Here is a 20,490-nt window from a genome sequence, read left to right on the forward strand (position 1 = left end):
AATCCGCTAGCCCTGCTGACCCGCTAAAAAGATCTTAGCAGTGACGTCTAAATTCGAAGGGAAAAACAAATGCAAATAACTCGCGGTTAAGCCTTTCTGCTGATAAATCGCCTCGCCCGGTGCTGGATGTCGCTGACGACGCCCATAACCAACCGGTTCCGGTGTATTAGCACTGCGCGATCTGTGATGAGCATGGCCGCGAATTTCACCTTGTGGAATCACCGCAGTTTGCATGCCTTGGCAGCCGCGTTTACCGCGCATTGCGCCTTGACCTGCTAAAATCCCCAACATTGGATAACACTGATTATCCAAATCGGTTAGATCATCCAAGCTATAAAGCATGCCGCCACATTCCGCTAAAATACCTTTTCCCGAATGGAAGAAAGCCTTGATGGCTTGGCGCATTGGAAGGTTTTCAGAGAGCGCTTTGGTGTGTAATTCAGGATAACCACCCGGCAACCAAAGGGCATCAGCATCGGGTAAAGCTTGATCATGCAAGGGCGAGAAAAACACCACCTTAGCGCCCAAGCTTTTCAAAGCAATCAGGTTCGCATCATAGATAAAACTGAACGCGGCATCTCTAGCAACCGCAATGGTTTTACCCAGCAAGCTTTGTTCAATGATTTGATTGTCATCTACTTGCTTAGCGGCATAAAAAGGCACGGCGTTAGGCAATGCCAACAAGCCAGTGTCTTGAGTTTCTTTGAGCCATTCCACGGCGGCTTCAAAACGCACTTCTAGTTCGTCTTTTACTTCGTCTGCTTGTACCAAACCTAAGTGACGCTCTGGCAAGGTAATTTCTTCATCACGCTTTAAAGTTGCGAGCAAAGGCAAGCTTGCAGGTAGCGCATCGCGGATCAATTCCGCATGCCGTTCGCTGCCACAACGGTTGGCAATCAGCCCTGCGACTTGCACATCATCACGGAAATTCGCCAAGCCAGTTGCGATCGCAGCAGCCGTTTGCGCCATGCCTTTAACGTCCATAACAATCGCCATGGGAATACCAAAACGAGCCGCAAGGTCAGCACTGGAAGGTTCGCCATCAAACATGCCCATGGCACCTTCCACTAAAATCAAATCCGCCACTTGGGCAGCTTGGTAAAGCATGTCTTGGCAATACTCTTCGCCCGCCATCCAAATATCCAATTGCTCGACTGGCTGCTTAGACGCTTGCGCTAAAATCTGCGGATCAAGGTAATCAGGACCGGTTTTAAACACACGAACCACTTTGTCTTGATTGGTAAAATAACGCGCCAACGCCGCCGTAATGGTGGTTTTTCCCTGATTCGACGCGGGTGCTGTCAAAAATAACGCGGGACAATGAACAACAGAAGTGGTCATAAAGCAGTCTCTAAGAGCGAATTTAATAAAACGTATTGTGCGCCCAAATGCTGGGCAATATCCTGACCTCGACCTCGCTTGACTGGCGCGTTTTCAATATCGATTAATACCGTATTGCCCAGTAAAACAAGATCTGACACGTCGGCTTGAGTGCGGCCATCGGTCAATATGTAAGTTTGGCTGTGCAAGCCTGTCGTTGATTTATGCTGCTGTGCCAAATACTGACTGGCGTTTTCGATAGCAACACGAAATGGCGTACCGCCACCAGCACCTAAATCCTCCAATAAATCAGATATTTCTTTGGGAGCACGAATTTTTGGCAAAATCGACGACACGCCCTCCTGCCCAAAACCTAAAATAGCAATCTGTTCTCGCGCTAAATAGGCACGCTTAGCAATGTCTAAAATCACGCCCTTGGCATGGGCAAAAACGCCTTGGCTCAAGGTGGATGCAGAGGTATCTAACAACACCAAATGCAAAACAGATTGACCGGTTTTAGCGGGCTTATGAGTCAGGTTCTTCGGTGGCCATTCTTGCGGCTGGCTGATAATGCTACGAAACCAGTCAATTCCATCCGCTGTTTGAGGGTCAATTGATTGCGCCACATCAGGACGATAACCGCCCAGCTGCTTGCCTTTATGCTTTCCCGGCGTTACCTCTCCAATAAGCGACTGAGCTGAGCGGCGTTCACTCTGCGCACCATGGACTGCAACATTAATGGGCGCGCTGCTCGCAAGGCTTTGAGGCGACATACTGCCCCATTCCCCTGAACCATTTTGCTCATTTGTCTGATTGTCTTGAGAAAGATTACCTTGAGAAAGATCATCTTGCGGCTGATTACTATTATTCAATGAAGGCGAACGAGAATCGTCAGGTCGGCGAGACGGCGGCGGGCTGGATGCTTGAGGCTGAGAGTTAGCTTGGCGGCGATGAGCCAACACCAAATCTTCGACGGCTTGAATATCGTCCAAAGCAACGACATTTGCGCCACGCCAAGCGGCGTGAGTCATGGCGGCTCGAATCCAAACAATATCACCACGTACGCCATCTATGTTGGCTAGCTGACAGCGTGATGCCACTTCTAAACGTAACTCATCAGAACAGCGCACCTGCGCCAAAGCTTGTCTTGCCAAGCGAATGCTGTTTTTTAGATTGCGTTGTTTGTATTTAAAGGCATCACAAAATGCTTGCGAATCTTGATCGTATTCGTCTCGCAGACGAACAATCTGTACACGCTCTTCAAGGCTATATTGATTCACTAATTCAACCATTAACCCAAAGCGGTCTTTTAACTGTGGACGCAACTCGCCTTCATCTGGGTTCATGGTGCCAACCAATAAAAAACGCGCAGCGTGTTCATGGCTGATGCCATCACGCTCAACACGGTTTACACCGCTGGCAGACACATCCAAGAGTTGATCAACTAAATGATCGGCAAGCAAATTCACTTCATCAACATACAAGACGCCACCATGGGCTTTACTCAATAATCCGGGCTTAAAAGCGACGTTTTTGTCTTGTAGAACTTGTTCTAAATCTAATGCACCAAGCAAACGATCTTCACTAGTGCCAAGTGGCAGGGTTGCAAAAGGAACGGGCTCTTCACCTTGTAAAGCGGGCATAACACCAGACAAACCACGCGCCAAGGTAGACTTTGCTGATCCACGCGGACCACTGACCAAGACACCACCAATTTGTGGATTAATCGCACACAAAATCAACGCCAGTTTCAGCGGCTCTTGCCCCGCTACTGCGGTAAAAGGAAAGTCACTAGAGGCTAAACGGGTCATTGAACTACCTGTTGCGATTGATTAAAGTCAAAAGGAAATCATAAGCCGTCTATTGTAGGCGTTTTCCCTATGATTTGTCTTGTTTGACCTTATCTATGCACCCTATTTATGTCAAACCGAAAGGTTTCAACATGGCTTGAGCGAAGCGCATGCAGTAAAAAAGTAAGCGCACACAACAACAAAGATGGCACAGCGCGAGTCATGATTTTTCAAACTGATTCTTGTTGAGCAGAATATTGGGCAATCAAGGTTTCCACCAAACCTAAATCAAATTGATTGATCGCAAGTTGAATGTTTTTTTGCTGGCTAGCTGGCAATGAGTTGCGCAGTAGATGAAATGCTTCTTCGGTCGTTTGCACATCACCACTTTGTGCAGCCAGCAATAATGGCTGCCAATCTGCTGCTGTTAGATCATGCAATAACGGCACTGAATCGACGGCTTGAACATCTACCTCTGCCAGCTCACTCGTATTATTTTGTGAGACTGTCGCCTCTATGATGGGCACAAACTTCACATTCAGGTGGGTGACTAAGGCCTTGTAGATATCTTCGATCTGATAAGGTTTGGCAATGACTTGCCAAAAACCATCATCCAAAAGTGCTTGCTGTTCATGAATTAATGTCGAGGCCGTCACCGCTATGACAGGAATACGCTGCTCAGTGTCTTCTTGCTGAATGAACTTTAATAAGTCGCTCCCCGTTTTATTAGGCATTCGAATATCAGTCATTACTAAGTCTGGCGGATCCACTTTAAACGCCTTTATAGCTTGTTCGCCATCTTCCGCTTCAATGATCTGACAACCGGCCTTTTCCAATAAAGACACTAGAATGTCTCGCGACCATTCATCATCTTCCGCCACCAGCACTCTAATGGGATTATTGAGCCTCATGTTAAGCAAGGTATCTTGCTCATCGATGTCCATTGCTTCGCTGTCTTCCACTTTAGATAAAGGTAAATCGACAATAATTTGCGTCCCGACACCTTCGCTGCTTTTAACGGACAAAGTCCCCTTCATCAGTTTGACCAAAGTCGTCGACAAGGACAAACCTAAGCCTGTTCCACCAGACGCCTCACCCGCTTTCCCTTGGACAAACGGCGTAAACAGATGGTCCATTAGCTCAGCCTCAATTCCAGGACCTGTGTCTTCGATACTAATATGTATTCGATCTTCTACTATTTGCACAACGGCTTTCACAGAACCTTGAGTAGTGAACTTCACCGCGTTGCCCAGTAGATTTGTAATGATTTGCTGGAATTTGACCGGATCTAACCATACAAGTTGTCGTTCATCTATATCACACTCAACAATCAGCTCTAGGCTTTTTTCCTGAGCTTGTCCTTGAAACAGTTTTCCTATTTGACCCACTTCGCGGCAAAGGTTGGTTTTTTGTTCGTGTAGCACAAGTCGTCCAGACTCAATTCTGGCAATGTCTAGAATGTCATTTATTAGGCCTAATAATCGATGACCAGCACTTGCAATGGATAAAAATCTCGTCTTGGAAACACCCGTTAATTGATTATCCTCACTGATCAATTGCGCATAACCTATGATGGCATTGAGCGGCGTGCGGATTTCATGACTCATATTGGCTAAGAAATGACTTTTCGCCTGATTAGCTTGCTCGGCCGCTTCTTTTGCTTGTTCTAGTTGCATAGAGACATTTTTTTGCTCGGTGATATCACTCATGATGTCACCGACTGAGGTGGCCTTACCATTGTCATCACGCAGTAAAAAATAGGTTTCATAGGTAGTAAAAGTATGGCCACCTAAACTCTTGGCTTCCAATTCACCTTCCCAGACTCCGTGCTCTCTAACATAAGGAATCACGGTTTCTTTGAGAAATTTTTGACTCGTTTCTGGGTAGAATTCCATATAATTCAGTTCTGCCAGAGAGTCATCGCTGGCCGCTTCATCGACACCAAGCATCGAGCGTATTTTTTTATTGAAATAGGATATATCGCCATCAAGGCTTGCCATAGCAAACCCTTGTGCGGAATTATCAGCAAAACTTTTAAACAACTTGAGTTGATTAAAAAGTTGGTGACGTTCTGTAATATCACGAGCAATGCCCAAAGTACCTCTAAAGTTTATAGAAGGCTCAATCACCGGAACCCGATAAACCTCGAACAAACAAGGCTCGCTGCCATCTTTTGGGTAGCCCCATCCTTGTTCATGAGATGTTATGCTTGTTTGTAAAGGAATCTCACCGACATTTTGATAATAAGCACCTTTACCATCCAAGTTTAAATCTAAGTCACTTTTGCCTTTAACTTCATCTAATGTCAGTTGATTGAAATCTAAAAAAGCCTGATTACAATCAAGATAATTTCCTTGCTCATCTTTAGACCAAACAATGTCAGGGATATTATTCAGCAAAGAAGATAAGAGAAGCTCACGGCGTCTGGATTCTTCACGTGCCACAATCAAAGCGTTTTCAGTCTCGACCCAGTATCCTATTTCTTCAAAAATACCAGCAACACTCAAAGCACGTTGATGAGTATCTCTACGGGTAACGCTACCGCGCATTTCTATCCAGAAAGGTTTATTTAGGTGATTTTTAATCTGTAGGCGTATAACTTTGTGGGCATGATCCGTTTCAGGCTCAAGTAACTCGGTTGTCCATCTATTAAAAGTAATTTGATCTTCTGGTGACAAAAACGCTAGTAAATCACTAAGGCTCTTAGGTGTTTTTTGTTCTTCAAAGCCGAGCTGCATAAAAAATTCAGAAGAAGCATACATACGCCCGGTTTCAGGAAACCACTCCCAAACACCAGCGTTGGTTGCCAAAATCGCTCTTGAATAACGACGCTGTAAGGACTTAAAACGAAAAAGAAAAACAAGTTGGAAAGCGACCAGCACAAAAGCGGTCAGACAAAACAGGCCAGCAAAAACTTTAAGTAGTATGGGAAACTCTATATCCATGATTCATCCCTAAAAGCATCAAAAAAAACGCTGTTTTATCATTTAAAATCGTCGCCTAAAGTTTTTCTGGTTTGTGGAAGAAATACCCTTGCCCCCACTCAACACCCAAAAGTTTAAGCTTATCAACAATACTTTGATTTTCGACAAATTCGGCCACGACGGGTTTATTGAGTATTTTGGCCAGCTTGACGATCGAGTCAACCATGCCGAAGTGAATCTCATTGATATGCATGTCTTTCACAAACATGCCATCAATCTTAATTAAATCAAATGGCAAATCCATCAGATAGGCAAAAGATGAGAAACCAGTTCCAAAATCATCTAACGCAATCGTACACCCATGCTCATGGAGCAAAGACATAAACCGGCGAGTATCAGCAAAGTTATTTAGTGCTTCTGTTTCGGTGATTTCAAAGCAAAACTTGCTACCGTCTAATTGATGATACTGTAATTGCTCAACAATAAATTCCGCAAAATTCAACTGTCGCACCGAAAGCGCGGATACATTTAAAGCAACTTGGTCAATTTGTTCCCATAAATCGGCACGATCTGACAGTTGCTGCATGGTATTACTAATCACCCAGCGATCTATTTTGGAGACAATGCCAAATCGTTCTGCTGCTCGAATAAAGTCATTGGGGTAAATCAAACCGCCATTTTCTTCATCTTTCAGCCGAACTAGAATTTCGATTTTCTTTTTGGGTTCATCATTGATCAATGAACAGACTTGCTGAAAATGTACTTCAAATAAATCTTTATCAAGGCCATCAATAATGCGCAGCCCCCAATTCAAATTACCTCGGTGCTCGTCATAAGCAAGATCTTTGGCATTTTTGATAATTCGAGAATGAATGCCCGACTTTTTGCTTGAATAGCAAATTTCATCCGCCAGCATCACAACTTGCTCAAAAGACACCATATCCAGCGTAATAGGAATAGCAACTTGCGTCACCGTCATTCTGAACTGGCGTTCATCCCAGACAAATGCGAATTCTTTAAAACCTTGCTGGAGTAAACGGAAAAAAGACTCGACCGCTTCATTACCGCCTTGACTGATGACAATGGCAAACTTATCACCGCTTAAACGGGCACAAAAATCCCGTTGTGGATCGGCGAGCTCACTCATCATGACGGCCAACTGATGCAATAACTCATCTCCCGCTATACATCCACAAGAATCATTAATCAGACGAAATTCGTTTACATCGATCAAAATAAAATACGGTACGTGTTCGGAGGTTTCTGCTTGGACTTCGGAAATCAGATGAGAAATGTGTTCGTCTAATGCATCGCGGTTATAAAGTTGAGTAACAAAGTCGTGCTGAGCAAGATACTTAAGTCTATCTTGCATGTAACGCCTTTCATTTACTTCTTTTCTGAGGTTTCGATTCACTAAGTTAAGATCAGCAGTACGATCACGAACCTTTTCTTCTAACGAAGAGGTAAGCTCTCTTAACTCATTCACCAACTGAAATTTTTCCAGCTGATGCTGTACTCTCGAACGCACTTCCTCAATTCGAATAGGCTTGCTTATATAGTCGTTGCCACCGGCCTCAAAGCCACGGCTTATATCATCTGCCAACGCAGTAACAAATATGATGGGGACATCTTTATGATGTGGGTGGCATCGAATTCGACGGCAGGTTTCAAATCCGTCAATGCCTCCCATCATGACATCTAATAAAATCAAACAAGGCTGGGTTCTTTCTAGCAGTTCTAAAGCTCGCTCACCGGAATTGGCCACAGAAATTTGGCAATCCAATGCATCCATAACTTCCTTTAAAACGCGTAAATTCTCTGGCACATCATCGACAATTAACACTGTTGGAGACTGCTTCATACCTAGCTATACCTTTTCTATGATTTAACAATCACTTAAATAAAGTAATTAAAACACCACGACCGAACAACCCTTTAGTAAATACTACCTCTGTTTATTACTGAAGATCTACTTAAGTTGTTTCCATAAAAAGTCTAACACCCAAATTTAATGATATTTCAAGCGAACAGAAAACTCATTGTACGACGAAGCAAAGCGATGACTTGTAGAGAATTGTAAAGCTTATTCTCAGCAAAAAACCGAGACGTAATCTATAGACAAAAAATATCAGGGCTTTGCTATATAGTTAAAGGCTTAGATTAGATACGGAACACGCACTAATATGGATCGTATTTTGTCCACTTTTAATGCGTGCTCACAGAAAGCAAATGAAGGAATAAATTGAAGAATTTTAAGCTTTAGCATCCGACATAGCGATTTGCGCCCATTTAGGAGGGCGATGATAACGGCCAACGACAGAACTTAATAATAAAAAGGCAAGCAATGAGTAGCCTAAATGACTCCAATCAAGAAATACCACCGCGGCCATCAATATGCCAATATCCGCAACCAATGTTGTTTTACTGGCATGAATACCAAATCGGCGCTCTAAAAAAACAGATAAAATATTTAATCCGCCCAAAGAAGCATTATGTCGGAATAAGATGATCAATCCAAAACCAACCAACAAGCCACCCAAAGCACCGGATAAAAGCGGGTGAATAGACAGCACTACATAGTGTTTCATCAACTCGGAAAGTAGAGACAGCAAGCTAACACTAGCAAAAGTACGTAAGGTAAAATCTCGGCCCAAGGTATACCAAGCCAAAATATAAAAAGGAATATTGAGCAAGAAAAATAACTGCCCAAAGGACAAATCCGTAACCCGCAGCAAAATCATTCCCGCGCCCGCCGTGCCACTAATGAGCAATCCAGCAGAATTTAGTATATGTAGGCCTAAGGCAACAAGCAGACAGCCCTCAATGATAGAGAGCCAACGATGGGTGGTTTTCATAAGATTTCCTTAACAAGAGCCGTATTAACTTTTGGTTAATAACAAAGGTTTGTAAAAATCGCTTCTTGTGGAAGCGGATAACACAGACCACATTTAATTCAGCACTGAGTTTCTCGGTTAAAACTGAAGCATATTTCATACCAAATTCTCAAAATACACAACGGCTTGTGTGTTTTTATTTCTCTCGTTAATCATTTATGTCGCAACAAGAGAATAGCACTACTCATCAAAACAGAAACAAGGCTACAATAGCGGAATGCGAATAACACTTAGACAATTACAAATATTTGAAGCGGTTGTACACACAGGCTCCGTCACGGCGGCCGCCGAAATGGTCTCTATCAGCCAACCTGCAGCAAGCCAAGCACTAAGAGAGCTAGAAGCCCTTCTGGGTCGTCCTCTTTTTCGTCGCCATGGCAAACGCTTACAAATAACACCCCAAGCTAGACACCTGCTTCCACAGGCGCGCGCGGTTCTTAGTCAGATCGAGCAAATCGAAAGCATGGGAAGTGAAGATGAACTGAGCGGCTCTTTGCATTTGGCCGCCAGCGTAAGTGTAGGTAATTATCTACTGCCTAAACAAATGTCTTCATTTAAACGTCAGCACCCTAATATTCGTTTCAATTTGGACATTGGGAATACCCAAAGTGTGATTCAACAATTACTGACAGGCAAAGCAGAAGTCGGTTTTATAGAAGGCTACTGCCAACACGCCGAATTAATGACCCAAGTTTGGCTAAAAGACGAACTCGTGGTATTTGGCTCCGCTGAAGAAAAGCGACCGGAGAATTTATCGTGGGACGATCTCAAGGAAGCCAGTTGGGTCATGCGTGAATCTGGATCAGGTACTCGCAACATATTAGAACAAGCCACCGCAACCCACATACCACAGCTTAATGTCGTGCTTTCCCTTGCTCACATGGAAGCCGTAAAACAAGCCGTCATACACCAAATGGGGCTGGGCTGCTTGTCACGAATGGCGATATCTCAAGAACTCAATTCAGGACTCATACGACTTTATCAAACGCCACTGGCACTCAACCGAAACCTATTAATCGTCACACCTAAAAATACCGCACTAACACAAAACGCCCAGCGCTTTATCGACTTATGCTGTGCCGTGCCAATCCTATCAAATATTTAGTATTTTACGGTTGAAGTTTACACAGAGGTCAATACAATAAATTCACGCCATATATAAACGATATAAAAATCATAAAAAGTATGAATATTAATAAAATAGACCTTAATCTGCTTATTTATCTCGACGTTTTGCTACGAGAATGCAACGTCACGCGTTCTGCTAATCAACTAAACATCACTCAGCCTGCGATGAGCAATGGCTTAAAGCGGCTTAGAGACTTGTTGAGCGATCCCCTTCTCGTTCGTACTAGTGAAGGTATGAAACCAACGGAAAAAGCCTTACGTCTGCAGCCGATCGTACGTAAAGTTCTATTAGAGCTAGAAGAGGCCCTGCAGCCAGAAGCAGACTTCAACGAAAGTATTAGTACGCGTGTATTTCGTATTATGGCAAGTGATTATGCAGCCTCAACGGTTATTCCACGATTACTCAACCGTCTGCGGGAATTTGCACCAGGCATTACACTCGACATAATGACGCCTAGCGATGTTACTTTTCATGATGTTGAGGCTGGCAAAATAGATATGGCGATTAACCGCTTTGAAGAGTTGCCTCAGTCATTCCATCAAAAAAGCGTCTGGTTCGATACTTTTGTCTGCATGATGAGTTCAAAAAACCCTATCAAAGATCATTTTGATATTGATGCCTATTTGCAAGCTCAACATATTTGGGTGAGTAAAACAGGTTTCGGAGTTGGCGTTGGAATGGATCCAAACGACGTACAGAAGTTAGGTTGGGTTGATGAAGCACTGCAAATCCTTGAGCACAAACGTAGCATTCGCGTATTTACTAGAAGCTACCATACAGCTATGCACTTGGCACTTGAGCAAGACCTTATCGCCACCCTCCCCAAAAAAGTTGCCATGGTGAATAGAAAAAATCCCGACCTAGTGATTTTAGAACCACCTTTCGATATTCCACAAATCGAACTAAAAATGATCTGGAGCCCACTTCTACACCACGATGCCAGTCATATATGGTTTAGAAGACAAGTCATTGCTGTAGCGAACGAGCTAAAGGCACAAGCCAAATAATAAGAGCCATAAGAAGACAAATCCTATGTTCAATGTTTCTCATGTTCACCACGTCGCTATTATTTGCTCTGACTATTCAGTTTCAAAACGCTTTTATCATGAAATTCTAGGATTTCAGATTATCAAAGAAACCTACCGCGAAGCACGACAGTCTTATAAATTAGACCTTGCTATTAATGAGCATCAACAGATTGAGCTTTTCTCATTTCCATCACCACCAGCACGCCCTTCTTACCCTGAAGCACAAGGTTTGAGGCATCTAGCCTTTGCGGTGGAAAATATAGAAAGCTGTATTGAACACCTAAACCAACACTGTGTAATCACAGAAGACATCCGATTAGATGAGCTAACCGGTAAGCGATTTGCCTTTTTTGCAGATCCAGACGGCTTACCTCTTGAGCTTTACGAACTATAAAGCCAAACCCTATACACCATAATTTAAGTACAGGAATTCAAGTCAAAAAAACACCCACTATTTTTCAATAGTGAGTGTTTTTCTTGCTATAAAACAAACGTCTTATAGAGACTTAGAATTTTCAGCAAGGTAAGACGCAACACCTTCAGGTGAAGTGTTCATGCCTTTGTCGCCTTTGTTCCAGCCTGCTGGACAAACTTGACCATTTTCTTCGAAGAACTGAAGCGCATCAACAACACGAACCAATTCATCCATGTTACGGCCGATAGGCTCATCGTTTACTACTTGTGAACGAACGATACCTTTTTGGTCAATAACAAAAGACGCTCGCATCGCAACACCAGCTGGGTAGTAAGAATCACCACCTTCAGACTCAATGCCATATGCTTTAGCAATTGCGTGGTCCATATCTGCTGCTAGCGTGTATTCAACTGCACCGATACCGCCTTGATCAACAGGCGTGTTACGCCACGCATTGTGTGTAAAGTGAGAATCGATTGATACACCAATAACTTCTACGCCCATTTCACGGAATTTATCCATGCGGTGAGACATAGCAATAATTTCTGAAGGACATACGAATGTGAAATCTAGAGGATAGAAGAACACGATTGCGTATTTGCCCTTGATTGTTTCAGCAAGGTTGAAAGAATCAACGATTTGGCCATCAGCCAATACGGCTGGAACTGTAAAATCTGGGGCTTTTTTACCAACTAAAATAGACATCTTTAACGTCTCCTTTTATTGCTTAATGTTTATAGGCTAATGTTTAACTCAATAATGCCACTTACTACTGTAAGCAACACGAAAAACTTACTCTTCTGAAGAAGAGCCAACTGCTTCATTGATCAAGGTCTGTAGTTCACCGTTTGCAGCCATTTCAACGATAATATCGCAACCCCCAACTAGCTCACCTTTTACCCAAAGCTGCGGGAATGTTGGCCAGTTAGCAAACTTTGGCAACTCAGCACGGATATCAGGATTATCTAATATATTTACAAATGCAAAACGCTCGCCGCAGGACATTAGTGCTTGCACTGCCTGAGATGAAAACCCGCACTGTGGAGCGCGAGGATTGCCTTTCATATATAGCAAAATATCATTACTGCTAATCTGCTCTTTAATTGTTTCGATTGTATTACTCATACTAAAAACCTCGCTCTGCGACTGTCAATTTGCAAGGACAAATCAATTATTAATGCCCTTACTAAATTCAAGTCTATTAAAATCATTAAACTTGCATCAGTTTATTGGGTCTCGTGGTGTATTTACAACCCCAAAAAGAAGCTTTCCTTTCGACTTTCTATTGTTATTTAGCCTTTACTCGTCTACCTGAGTGTATTAAATTGGTCGATTCCCTTTTTTCAAGACATACAAGGAGTCCTAGCGTGTCGCCTAGACATTTTCTTACTCTGAAGGATCTATCTTCTGACGAGTTAAAACAGTTACTTCTACGAGCTTCTGAGCTTAAGAAAATCCATCACGAAGGCACTCTATTTCAACCGCTGAAAAATCGAGTTTTAGCGATGATATTTGAAAAGTCATCGACGCGAACTCGGGTTTCATTTGAAGCTGGGATGGCTCAATTTGGCGGCCACGCATTGTTTCTTTCATCTCGTGATACTCAATTAGGACGCGGTGAACCTGTTGAAGACAGTGCTCGTGTTATTTCTAGCATGGTCGATGCGGTGATGATTAGAACCTTTGATCACGAAACCGTCGAAACCTTTGCTAAATACTCGTCCGTTCCAGTTATCAATGCGTTAACAGACGATTATCACCCATGCCAACTACTGGCTGATATGCAAACCTATCAGGAACATCGCGGTTCTATCGAAGGTAAAAAGGTTGTTTGGGTTGGCGATGGTAACAACATGTGCAACTCTTATATAAACGCAGCTGCTATGCTCGACTTCCATCTAGTCATTGCTTGTCCTGTAGGCTATGAACCCAACGCTGATCTGGTTGCAGAACATGCCGATAGAGTCTCAGTACTTCATGACGCTCATGAAGCTGCCAAAGGCGCTGATCTTATTGTTACTGACGTGTTTGCCTCAATGGGCCAAGAAGACGAGCAAGAACAGCGTCTAAAAGACTTCGATGGATTCCAAGTAAACAGTGAACTAATGGCGAAAGCCAATCCTGATGCTTTGTTTATGCACTGCTTGCCCGCTCACCGAGGTGAAGAAGTGTCTGCGGACGTAATAGACCGCCCAGATAGTGTTGTCTGGGACGAAGCAGAAAACCGTTTGCACGCACAAAAAGCACTACTTGAATTTTTGCTTTGCCACTAACACAATATCAAGGCTCGTAAGGATTAAGCTTCCCTACGAGCTTTTTTATATCAAAGCATTGAGCTTCTAAACGTTGACTCTTAAGTATCGGGCTTTTAAAAATGGTCCTCTTAACTATAAGACTCTTAAATATGGGTAAGCATCAACAGTGAAGTACTATGAGCATTATTGAAGTTAGGCATTTAAAAACACTGACCGCCCTCAGAGAAACTGGCAGCTTAGTCGAAGCCGCTGAACGAGTTCACTTAACACAATCCGCTTTGTCGCATCAGCTCAAAGATCTAGAAGAGAAACTCGGTTGCCCACTTTTCATCCGAAAAACAAAACCCGTCCGCTTTACCAGTGCTGGATTGCGTTTATTGCAGCTTGCCGATGATGTGTTACTTTCATTTCGCTCTGCTCAGCGCGACATACAACGCTTTGCTGAAGGTGAAAGTGGACGCTTGCACATAGCTATCGAATGCCACAGTTGCTATGAGTGGCTTATGCCGACAATTGACCACTTCCGCGAACATTGGCCTGATGTCGAACTCGACCTATCTACCGCTTTTGGATTCATGCCATTACCAGCTCTTGCTCGAGGTGATTTGGATTTGGTTGTGACATCCGATCCACAAGACATTCCGAATATTGAATACATTCCATTGTTTCAATATGAATCTCAGGTCGCCTTGTCTCGACATCATGCTTTGGCAAAAAAAGATTTTCTAACACCTGAAGATTTTGAGAAAGAAACACTCATTACCTATCCGGTAGAAATAGAAAGACTGGATATTTTTAAACATTTCTTAAATCCTGCAGATGTGTCGCCAGCTAAAATTCGTCACAGTGAATTAACATTGATGATGATGCAGTTAGTGGCAAGTGGGCGGGGGGTATGCTGCTTACCAAACTGGGCCTTAACAGAATACACAAATCGACAATACGTCATTACTAAGTCGCTGGGCGAAGAAGGGGTGTGGTGCAAACTCTACTTGGCCATCAGGAAGGATCAGCGCGAGAACGCCTATATGGAAGACCTGATTTCTACCGCATCAAAAACCTGCTTTAAAAATCTAAAAGGTATTCTAGCGCCAGAACTTTAAAAACATCACTCAAAACCAACTTTCAAACGATTTCACGAGCGAAGCCTAGACGAGGCAAAAATAGACGAAAAAGTGAGTGACGACATGGATGTAGTTATTAGGGCGACGCAGGAAGCCAGAGCCGAATTTATGGGTTATAAATGAGCCCATTTTGCTAAATCCATGAATAAGCGAGTCTATTTTTAACAAAGTATTGGCAAGCGCAGTAATCGTTACAGGTACAGCATCAGGACAGAGAGTTCTGATGCTGATTACGAGACCAAATCAAACTGAACTTAGCTCCGCCAGATTCACTGGCATCGATCAATACTGCACCACCATGCCAAAAAGCAATTCGCTGCACGATCGCCAACCCTAATCCATAGCCACCAGAAGCACGTGTACGACTGTTATCTAATCGCTGAAAAGGTATAAAAACCTTATCCCTATCTTCAAATGCGATGCCTGGCCCATCATCTTCAATATCTAACTGCCAACGCTCTTCATCATGAGAAAAAGTAATAACAATTTTACCAGCAGCGTACTTTGAGGCATTTAAAATAAGGTTCTGCAATGCTCGACTCAAATGATGCTCATCAGCTAAAACTAGATCAGTTTCATTAATATTCACCTCAACATTGAGATGCTGAAGCAATAAATGATTATGTTTTAATATATCGCCAACTAACTGAGAAATAGACAGTTCTTTGAAGTTAAGAGCCAATGAGCCCTCCTCTAACTTTCCATAAGTTAGCACTTCATCAACCAGTGTATTCAACTCCTCAACATCCCCTTCAAGTGCTTCAATCGTTTTAGCCACATCATCGTCAACTTCATCTTTCATCACTTCTAAACCAAAGCGTAAACGAGCAATGGGCGTTCTTAACTCATGAGAGATAGCATTAATCATTTCGCGCTGTACTTTTAATAGCCGCTGAATATGCGAAGACATGGAATCAAATGAATACGCTAACTCTTTCAGCGTGCCACTGCTATCAGGAATCTCTTTCGGTAAACCACTGCGACCACGAGCAATTTGACGAGTAATGCTTTCGAATGTTTTGCGTTTAAAGTCCAATGAGATTAGCTCGCGCCAAATTAGCAGTAACATAATGGCAATGCCGGCACCGACAACAATGACCACAATTAAAGTCAAGGACACATTATCATCATGAACAACAGACAAATAAACGGGATTATTGGCTCCCTCATCCTTCCAGACAAAGCCATATTCACTATAGGCACCACTCACAAGAGCAACGGCTGTTAGTGGGCTAGAAACCGTGTAGGAAACATCCTCCACAGAAAGGCAAGACATACTTTTTAGCAAGGTAACTTTATCATGGTAGGAGACGTCATTTGCTAACAAAAACTGCCTTAACAACGACTCTATTTTAAACAGAGGGCTACCCTGATCAGCATGCCCAATAAGAACAGGCTCATCGTTTTTACCGAATGTAATTTGATATTTGTTATTGGGGAGCTTAAGCCATTTCTTATCGGCGATAAGAGAAGAAATGGGCTCGATAGAAAGTGGACCTGAAGACTCAGAAGCCCAATTAAATTGGGAGTCGGAGAGATTTTTTTTAATACCTGAAAGGAGTATCGCAGAACTAATTTCAGCATCAACGCAAAGTAATTGTTCAGCTTTTGATGTACCAAACCGAATTTGGGTGAATTCCATGACGATGTAACAACACACCACAATAACGACACCCCCAAAAATAAGGTGTCGATATAACCGCCACATTTCAGCCCGCATTCTATTTATACTTCTTTTACAAATAGATACCCTTTACTTCGTATAGTCTTTATACGACGGGGATGAATAGGATCATCACCAATTTTTGAACGTATACGAGAAATTCTAACATCAACCGAGCGATCTTGACCGTCGTATTCGATACCACGCAACTCACCAAAAATCTCTTCTCGGCTCAAGATGCGGCCGGCATTACTCGACAGCAACCATAACAAATCAAATTCCGCACTGGTTAATTCGATCTCTTCCTCGCTCAACCATGCTTCACGGCGAGAATTATCAATCGTCAAAGGACCAAAAACTAAATTTTGTTCTTCTTTAGAAACATCAATCGTCAGATCTACATCTTGTGTGCTGCGACGAAGTAAAGATTGAACTCGAGCTAACAAAACTCTAGGTTTGGCAGGTTTAGACACATAATCATCGGCACCGATTTCTAACCCTAATATTTGATCAACATCGTCACTTCGAGCGGTTAACATCAAAATAGGACCTTTGTAGTCATTACGGACGCTGCGGCATACCGTAAAACCATCTGCCCCTGGCAGCATAAGATCCAAAATAACCAAAGCAGGTTGTTCATCAACAATACGAGAAATCGCTTTGCGCCCATCAGGTTCGATCCCAACAGTAAAGCCATTTTTCTGCAGGTACTCTTGAGTAAGTAACGCCAAACGCTCATCGTCTTCAACAATCAAAATGCTTCTGTTGTCATCTATGCTCATGGGCAATCCTCGTCCAGTTGTTATTGTTTCAGTATTAAAAAATCAAGCGCTATAAATCAACTCTTTTAAAATCAATCTACTAGAAGACTTTGAATTTGTCTAACTCTCTCGCGGTTAGTACCAAAATCAGAATAACCAACTCGGGAAGCAGAACGTACATGCACCACACTGTCGGCAGCTGGTAGATAAAACTCAACATCATCAATATAGCCAACCAGAGGACTTTTCACTTCAAAGTGAACATAGCCCAATGTGCTGCTAACCAGATGAGCGTTACCATTGTTTAGAATAAAAGACTCAATCAACAACTGAGTCTTCATACGGTCGCCAGTGTAGACGATTGTTTCCGCGTAGTGTTCCACATCCTCTGGAGATGCTTGTGTAGAAACACAGTTCGGTGAAGAAGGACAAGGCATCAACTCACCATCCGTTAGTCCAAGTCCCTCAGGCAATTTATTACTTATATTGACGTATACAAAGAAACCTACGAACAAGACAACAATCAATGCAACTATCCAGCGAACCATGCTTCTACAACTCCTAAGCAATTTTTATCTTAACGAAATGATCTTTTACCTGGTTTTTTGGGTTTAAACTCAGGCTTGTCATTGCTCTGCCAATCAAAGCCTTTTGGTGGCGCACGACGAGCGCCGCCAGCCGTCGCTTTGTTTTTATGACGCTTTAATTCCAATTTCTCTTGCTGCGTCTTTGGTGTCAATTCTGACAGTTTCAGATCAACCATGGCACATAAAGAGTTAACATCTTTGTCTTCCATCTCGACCCAACGGCCAACTTTTGCTTTTGACGGCAAGAAGACAGGACCAAAGCGAACACGTTTAAGACGATTCACTTTTACGCCTTGAGACTCCCAAAGACGACGAACTTCACGGTTACGACCTTCCATCAAGCAAACATAGAACCAACGGTTAATACCTTCACCACCGCCATCAACAATGTCGGTAAACTTGGCAACACCATCATCTAAAATAACGCCTTTTTTCAAGGTAGCCAGATTTTCATCAGTAACTTCACCCATCACGCGGACAAGATACTCGCGATCTATTTCGGTTGAAGGGTGCATTAATCGATTTGCCAACTCACCATCTGTGGTGAAAAGCAGCAAACCGGAAGTATTAATATCCAAACGGCCAACGGCAATCCAACGCTCTCCGCGCAATTTTGGCAGTTTATCAAACACAGTCGGTCGACCTTCTGGGTCTTTACGAGTACAGACTTCACCTTCTGGTTTGTTATAAATAATAACCCGGCGATTTTCACCGGCTTCGGTAGCAATAATAGAATAACCATCTATTGTGATCGTATCTTTAACGCTAACGCGGTCGCCTAATGTAGCAACTTCACCATTAACCAATACACGACCTTCACGAATACGGGTTTCCATTTCACGACGTGAACCTTGACCCGCTCTTGCTAATACTTTTTGTAACTTCTCGTCCATTACGAACCTCTTAGAGGGAATGCTTCTCAGCAACCCAGTTTTAGTAATATTAATTAATCATTTTACACATTATAAGCCACACGGCATGGGCCTTGACAGCTGAATATTAAAGATTTTACAGAAAGGGAGCAGGATCACCTGCACCAACACGTACAACTTCAATACTATCTGCATCCATTTTTACTACCGTTGTTGGCTGCAGCCCACAAAACCCGCCATCAATGACTAAATCTAGCGCATGTTCCAACGTATCGCGAATATCATACGGATCTGTCATTGGGTCCGTTTCTCCAGGCAAAATAAGAGAAACGCTCATAATTGGTTCACCCAATTCTTCTAATAACGCAGACACTATGTTGTTATTCGGAACACGAATACCAATTGTCTTTCTTTTAGGGTGTAATAATCGTCTAGGTACTTCCGATGTGGCATTAAATATAAAAGTGTAGGGGCCAGGCGTATTATTTTTCAACAACCGATACAAACGATTATCAAATCGTGCGTAGGTTGATATTTCAGACAAATCACGACACACCAAGGTAAAATTATGCTTATCATCCAAACGACGAATAGCACGAATTCTATCTAACGCTTCTTTATCGCCCAAATGACAGCCAAGCGAATACCCACAGTCTGTTGGATACGCAATAACGCCACCATTACGAATCACTTCCGCTGCCTGTTTTACTAAACGCGCTTGCGGGTTTTCTGGGTGTATCTGAAAAAATTGACTCAACCTGTTCTCCACTGAAAAATATATAATCGATAACTCATAACCAACTCAATAGTCCTAATGAATAATCAGCACTACGGCCAAGCTCGCCACACTAAATCCACCTCACTTTCATGTATTTGGGTAAACTTACCAACCTGCATCCACGGACCAAAGGGTCCATGATAATCACTTCCTACAGAGGCTTTTAAATCAAACTCTCGGGATAAGCGTTCAAGCAAACGAACACTATCAGGGCGTTCATTTCCTGAAACGACTTCAAGCCCGGTTCCACCCCATTTTTTAAAATCACCCAATAAACGTTTTAATTTGGTGACAGTTAAAGGGTAGCGCTTAGGATGAGCTAAAACCAGCTCAACTCCCTGACCTGAAAGAGCCACTAAAACATCTTCTAGTTCCGGCCAAACATCACGCAACTGGCCTAACTTTTTATTACCAAGGTAACGATCAAACGCTTTATTAGTATCTTTTACAAAACCCTTTTCTACCAACAAAGTGGCAAAATGTGGTCGTCCAAGCTGACTCTCTCCCGCCAAAGCAACCGCTTCATCATATAAATCAGGTAGCCCCTGTTTAACCAATAAGTCGGCTATCCGTCTGGCTCGGTCAAGACGAATCGCCTGATTTTCATTCACAATAGACAGCAAGGCTACGTTATCTAAGGAAAAATCCAAAGCAACCATGTGCAAAGGAATACCATTCCATTGCGTTGACAACTCGACACCATGAATAAAACTAAGTCCATGTTCAGAAGCTCGCTGACTCGCCTCTGCAATGCCATCTAATGTGTCATGATCAGTAAGAGCAAACAAGGAAACGCCCTGCTCAACGGCAAGATCGACAAGTTCCGTTGGCGATAAACGACCATCTGAACGCGTAGAGTGTGTATGTAAATCGACTTTTCGATAACTTGCTGCTTCAGGCATAGATTGGCTGTTCTTTAAAAGGAATGGTGGTTATCATAAGTCCAGCAT

General features: G+C 42.9%; 18 protein-coding genes. 5 read left to right on the top strand and 13 right to left on the bottom strand.

Going from position 1 to position 20,490, the window contains the following annotated elements:
• Window positions 1–6: 6 nt before the first annotated feature.
• From KDW99_RS15305 to KDW99_RS15325, 5 genes are all read right to left on the bottom strand, one after another.
• The gene (locus tag KDW99_RS15305) at window positions 7–1,341 is read right to left on the bottom strand and encodes a cobyrinate a,c-diamide synthase (RefSeq protein WP_255825913.1); all 1,335 of its coding nucleotides are present in this window, start codon (window positions 1,339–1,341) and stop codon (window positions 7–9) included.
• A complete protein-coding gene (locus KDW99_RS15310) occupies window positions 1,338–3,131 on the bottom strand; it encodes an ATP-binding protein (protein WP_255825915.1) in 1,794 nt (597 codons plus the stop codon). The genes KDW99_RS15305 and KDW99_RS15310 overlap by 4 nt, the downstream gene beginning before the upstream one ends.
• Before the next feature lie 209 nt (window positions 3,132–3,340).
• Window positions 3,341–6,055, bottom strand: coding sequence for a hybrid sensor histidine kinase/response regulator (locus KDW99_RS15315; RefSeq protein WP_255825917.1), 2,715 nt, complete (start codon window positions 6,053–6,055; stop codon window positions 3,341–3,343).
• A gap of 55 nt (window positions 6,056–6,110) precedes the next feature.
• On the bottom strand, window positions 6,111–7,895 hold the full coding sequence (locus KDW99_RS15320; protein ID WP_255825918.1) for a two-component system response regulator: 1,785 nt from the start codon (window positions 7,893–7,895) through the stop codon (window positions 6,111–6,113).
• Between the two features lie 391 nt (window positions 7,896–8,286).
• Window positions 8,287–8,889: a YitT family protein gene (locus KDW99_RS15325; RefSeq protein WP_255825920.1), complete on the bottom strand. Its 603-nt coding sequence runs from the start codon at window positions 8,887–8,889 to the stop codon at window positions 8,287–8,289.
• A gap of 256 nt (window positions 8,890–9,145) precedes the next feature.
• On the opposite strand from KDW99_RS15325, the gene KDW99_RS15330 reads away from it, so the two are divergent.
• From KDW99_RS15330 to gloA2, 3 genes are all read left to right on the top strand, one after another.
• Window positions 9,146–10,033, top strand: a complete 888-nt coding sequence (locus KDW99_RS15330; RefSeq protein WP_255825922.1) for a LysR substrate-binding domain-containing protein — start codon at window positions 9,146–9,148, stop codon at window positions 10,031–10,033.
• An 80-nt stretch (window positions 10,034–10,113) separates the two neighbouring features.
• On the top strand, window positions 10,114–11,064 hold the full coding sequence (locus KDW99_RS15335) for a LysR family transcriptional regulator (RefSeq protein ID WP_255825924.1): 951 nt from the start codon (window positions 10,114–10,116) through the stop codon (window positions 11,062–11,064).
• Between the two features lie 25 nt (window positions 11,065–11,089).
• Window positions 11,090–11,479 (top strand): SMU1112c/YaeR family gloxylase I-like metalloprotein, encoded by a 390-nt coding sequence (gloA2, locus tag KDW99_RS15340; protein ID WP_255825926.1) that lies wholly within the window; start codon window positions 11,090–11,092, stop codon window positions 11,477–11,479.
• Window positions 11,480–11,581: 102 nt separating this feature from the next.
• On the opposite strand, the gene KDW99_RS15345 is transcribed toward gloA2, so the two are convergent.
• Both KDW99_RS15345 and grxD read right to left on the bottom strand, forming a co-directional pair.
• Window positions 11,582–12,205: a peroxiredoxin gene (locus tag KDW99_RS15345; RefSeq protein ID WP_255825928.1), complete on the bottom strand. Its 624-nt coding sequence runs from the start codon at window positions 12,203–12,205 to the stop codon at window positions 11,582–11,584.
• An 87-nt stretch (window positions 12,206–12,292) separates the two neighbouring features.
• Window positions 12,293–12,625 (bottom strand): Grx4 family monothiol glutaredoxin, encoded by a 333-nt coding sequence (gene grxD, locus KDW99_RS15350; RefSeq protein ID WP_072841300.1) that lies wholly within the window; start codon window positions 12,623–12,625, stop codon window positions 12,293–12,295.
• A 242-nt stretch (window positions 12,626–12,867) separates the two neighbouring features.
• Between grxD and argF the strand changes: the two genes are divergently transcribed.
• The gene (argF, locus tag KDW99_RS15355) at window positions 12,868–13,773 is read left to right on the top strand and encodes an ornithine carbamoyltransferase (RefSeq protein WP_255825933.1); all 906 of its coding nucleotides are present in this window, start codon (window positions 12,868–12,870) and stop codon (window positions 13,771–13,773) included.
• 158 nt (window positions 13,774–13,931) lie between these two features.
• Complete coding sequence (locus tag KDW99_RS15360) at window positions 13,932–14,858, top strand: LysR family transcriptional regulator (RefSeq protein WP_304941363.1); 927 nt, start codon at window positions 13,932–13,934, stop codon at window positions 14,856–14,858.
• Window positions 14,859–15,084: 226 nt separating this feature from the next.
• On the opposite strand, the gene KDW99_RS15365 is transcribed toward KDW99_RS15360, so the two are convergent.
• The 6 genes from KDW99_RS15365 to KDW99_RS15390 all read right to left on the bottom strand — a co-directional run bounded on the left by KDW99_RS15365 (window position 15,085) and on the right by KDW99_RS15390 (window position 20,442).
• A complete protein-coding gene (locus tag KDW99_RS15365) occupies window positions 15,085–16,587 on the bottom strand; it encodes an ATP-binding protein (RefSeq protein ID WP_255825935.1) in 1,503 nt (500 codons plus the stop codon).
• Window positions 16,588–16,604: 17 nt separating this feature from the next.
• The gene (locus tag KDW99_RS15370; RefSeq protein ID WP_255825937.1) at window positions 16,605–17,324 is read right to left on the bottom strand and encodes a winged helix-turn-helix domain-containing protein; all 720 of its coding nucleotides are present in this window, start codon (window positions 17,322–17,324) and stop codon (window positions 16,605–16,607) included.
• A 71-nt stretch (window positions 17,325–17,395) separates the two neighbouring features.
• Window positions 17,396–17,851, bottom strand: coding sequence for a DUF1499 domain-containing protein (locus tag KDW99_RS15375; RefSeq protein WP_255825939.1), 456 nt, complete (start codon window positions 17,849–17,851; stop codon window positions 17,396–17,398).
• Between the two features lie 29 nt (window positions 17,852–17,880).
• The gene (rluB, locus tag KDW99_RS15380; protein ID WP_255825941.1) at window positions 17,881–18,783 is read right to left on the bottom strand and encodes a 23S rRNA pseudouridine(2605) synthase RluB; all 903 of its coding nucleotides are present in this window, start codon (window positions 18,781–18,783) and stop codon (window positions 17,881–17,883) included.
• A 115-nt stretch (window positions 18,784–18,898) separates the two neighbouring features.
• Window positions 18,899–19,519 (bottom strand): L-threonylcarbamoyladenylate synthase, encoded by a 621-nt coding sequence (locus tag KDW99_RS15385; protein WP_255825943.1) that lies wholly within the window; start codon window positions 19,517–19,519, stop codon window positions 18,899–18,901.
• 71 nt (window positions 19,520–19,590) lie between these two features.
• Window positions 19,591–20,442, bottom strand: a complete 852-nt coding sequence (locus tag KDW99_RS15390) for a PHP domain-containing protein (protein WP_255825945.1) — start codon at window positions 20,440–20,442, stop codon at window positions 19,591–19,593.
• Window positions 20,443–20,490: the final 48 nt, after the last annotated feature.

The sequence above is a fragment of the Marinomonas rhizomae genome (genome assembly GCF_024397855.1).
Taxonomy (GTDB): Bacteria; Pseudomonadota; Gammaproteobacteria; order Pseudomonadales; family Marinomonadaceae; genus Marinomonas; species Marinomonas rhizomae_A.

What these genes read in the sequence shown, in the direction of transcription:
- KDW99_RS15305 (WP_255825913.1), bottom strand. Translation starts at nt 1,341, where the DNA reads ATGACCACTTCTGTTGTTCATTGTCCCGCGTTATTTTTGACAGCACCC.
- KDW99_RS15310 (WP_255825915.1), bottom strand. Translation starts at nt 3,131, where the DNA reads ATGACCCGTTTAGCCTCTAGTGACTTTCCTTTTACCGCAGTAGCGGGG.
- KDW99_RS15315 (WP_255825917.1), bottom strand. Translation starts at nt 6,055, where the DNA reads ATGGATATAGAGTTTCCCATACTACTTAAAGTTTTTGCTGGCCTGTTT.
- KDW99_RS15320 (WP_255825918.1), bottom strand. Translation starts at nt 7,895, where the DNA reads ATGAAGCAGTCTCCAACAGTGTTAATTGTCGATGATGTGCCAGAGAAT.
- KDW99_RS15325 (WP_255825920.1), bottom strand. Translation starts at nt 8,889, where the DNA reads ATGAAAACCACCCATCGTTGGCTCTCTATCATTGAGGGCTGTCTGCTT.
- KDW99_RS15330 (WP_255825922.1), top strand. Translation starts at nt 9,146, where the DNA reads ATGCGAATAACACTTAGACAATTACAAATATTTGAAGCGGTTGTACAC.
- KDW99_RS15335 (WP_255825924.1), top strand. Translation starts at nt 10,114, where the DNA reads ATGAATATTAATAAAATAGACCTTAATCTGCTTATTTATCTCGACGTT.
- gloA2 (WP_255825926.1), top strand. Translation starts at nt 11,090, where the DNA reads ATGTTCAATGTTTCTCATGTTCACCACGTCGCTATTATTTGCTCTGAC.
- KDW99_RS15345 (WP_255825928.1), bottom strand. Translation starts at nt 12,205, where the DNA reads ATGTCTATTTTAGTTGGTAAAAAAGCCCCAGATTTTACAGTTCCAGCC.
- grxD (WP_072841300.1), bottom strand. Translation starts at nt 12,625, where the DNA reads ATGAGTAATACAATCGAAACAATTAAAGAGCAGATTAGCAGTAATGAT.
- KDW99_RS15360 (WP_304941363.1), top strand. Translation starts at nt 13,932, where the DNA reads ATGAGCATTATTGAAGTTAGGCATTTAAAAACACTGACCGCCCTCAGA.
- KDW99_RS15365 (WP_255825935.1), bottom strand. Translation starts at nt 16,587, where the DNA reads ATGTGGCGGTTATATCGACACCTTATTTTTGGGGGTGTCGTTATTGTG.
- KDW99_RS15370 (WP_255825937.1), bottom strand. Translation starts at nt 17,324, where the DNA reads ATGAGCATAGATGACAACAGAAGCATTTTGATTGTTGAAGACGATGAG.
- KDW99_RS15375 (WP_255825939.1), bottom strand. Translation starts at nt 17,851, where the DNA reads ATGGTTCGCTGGATAGTTGCATTGATTGTTGTCTTGTTCGTAGGTTTC.
- rluB (WP_255825941.1), bottom strand. Translation starts at nt 18,783, where the DNA reads ATGGACGAGAAGTTACAAAAAGTATTAGCAAGAGCGGGTCAAGGTTCA.
- KDW99_RS15390 (WP_255825945.1), bottom strand. Translation starts at nt 20,442, where the DNA reads ATGCCTGAAGCAGCAAGTTATCGAAAAGTCGATTTACATACACACTCT.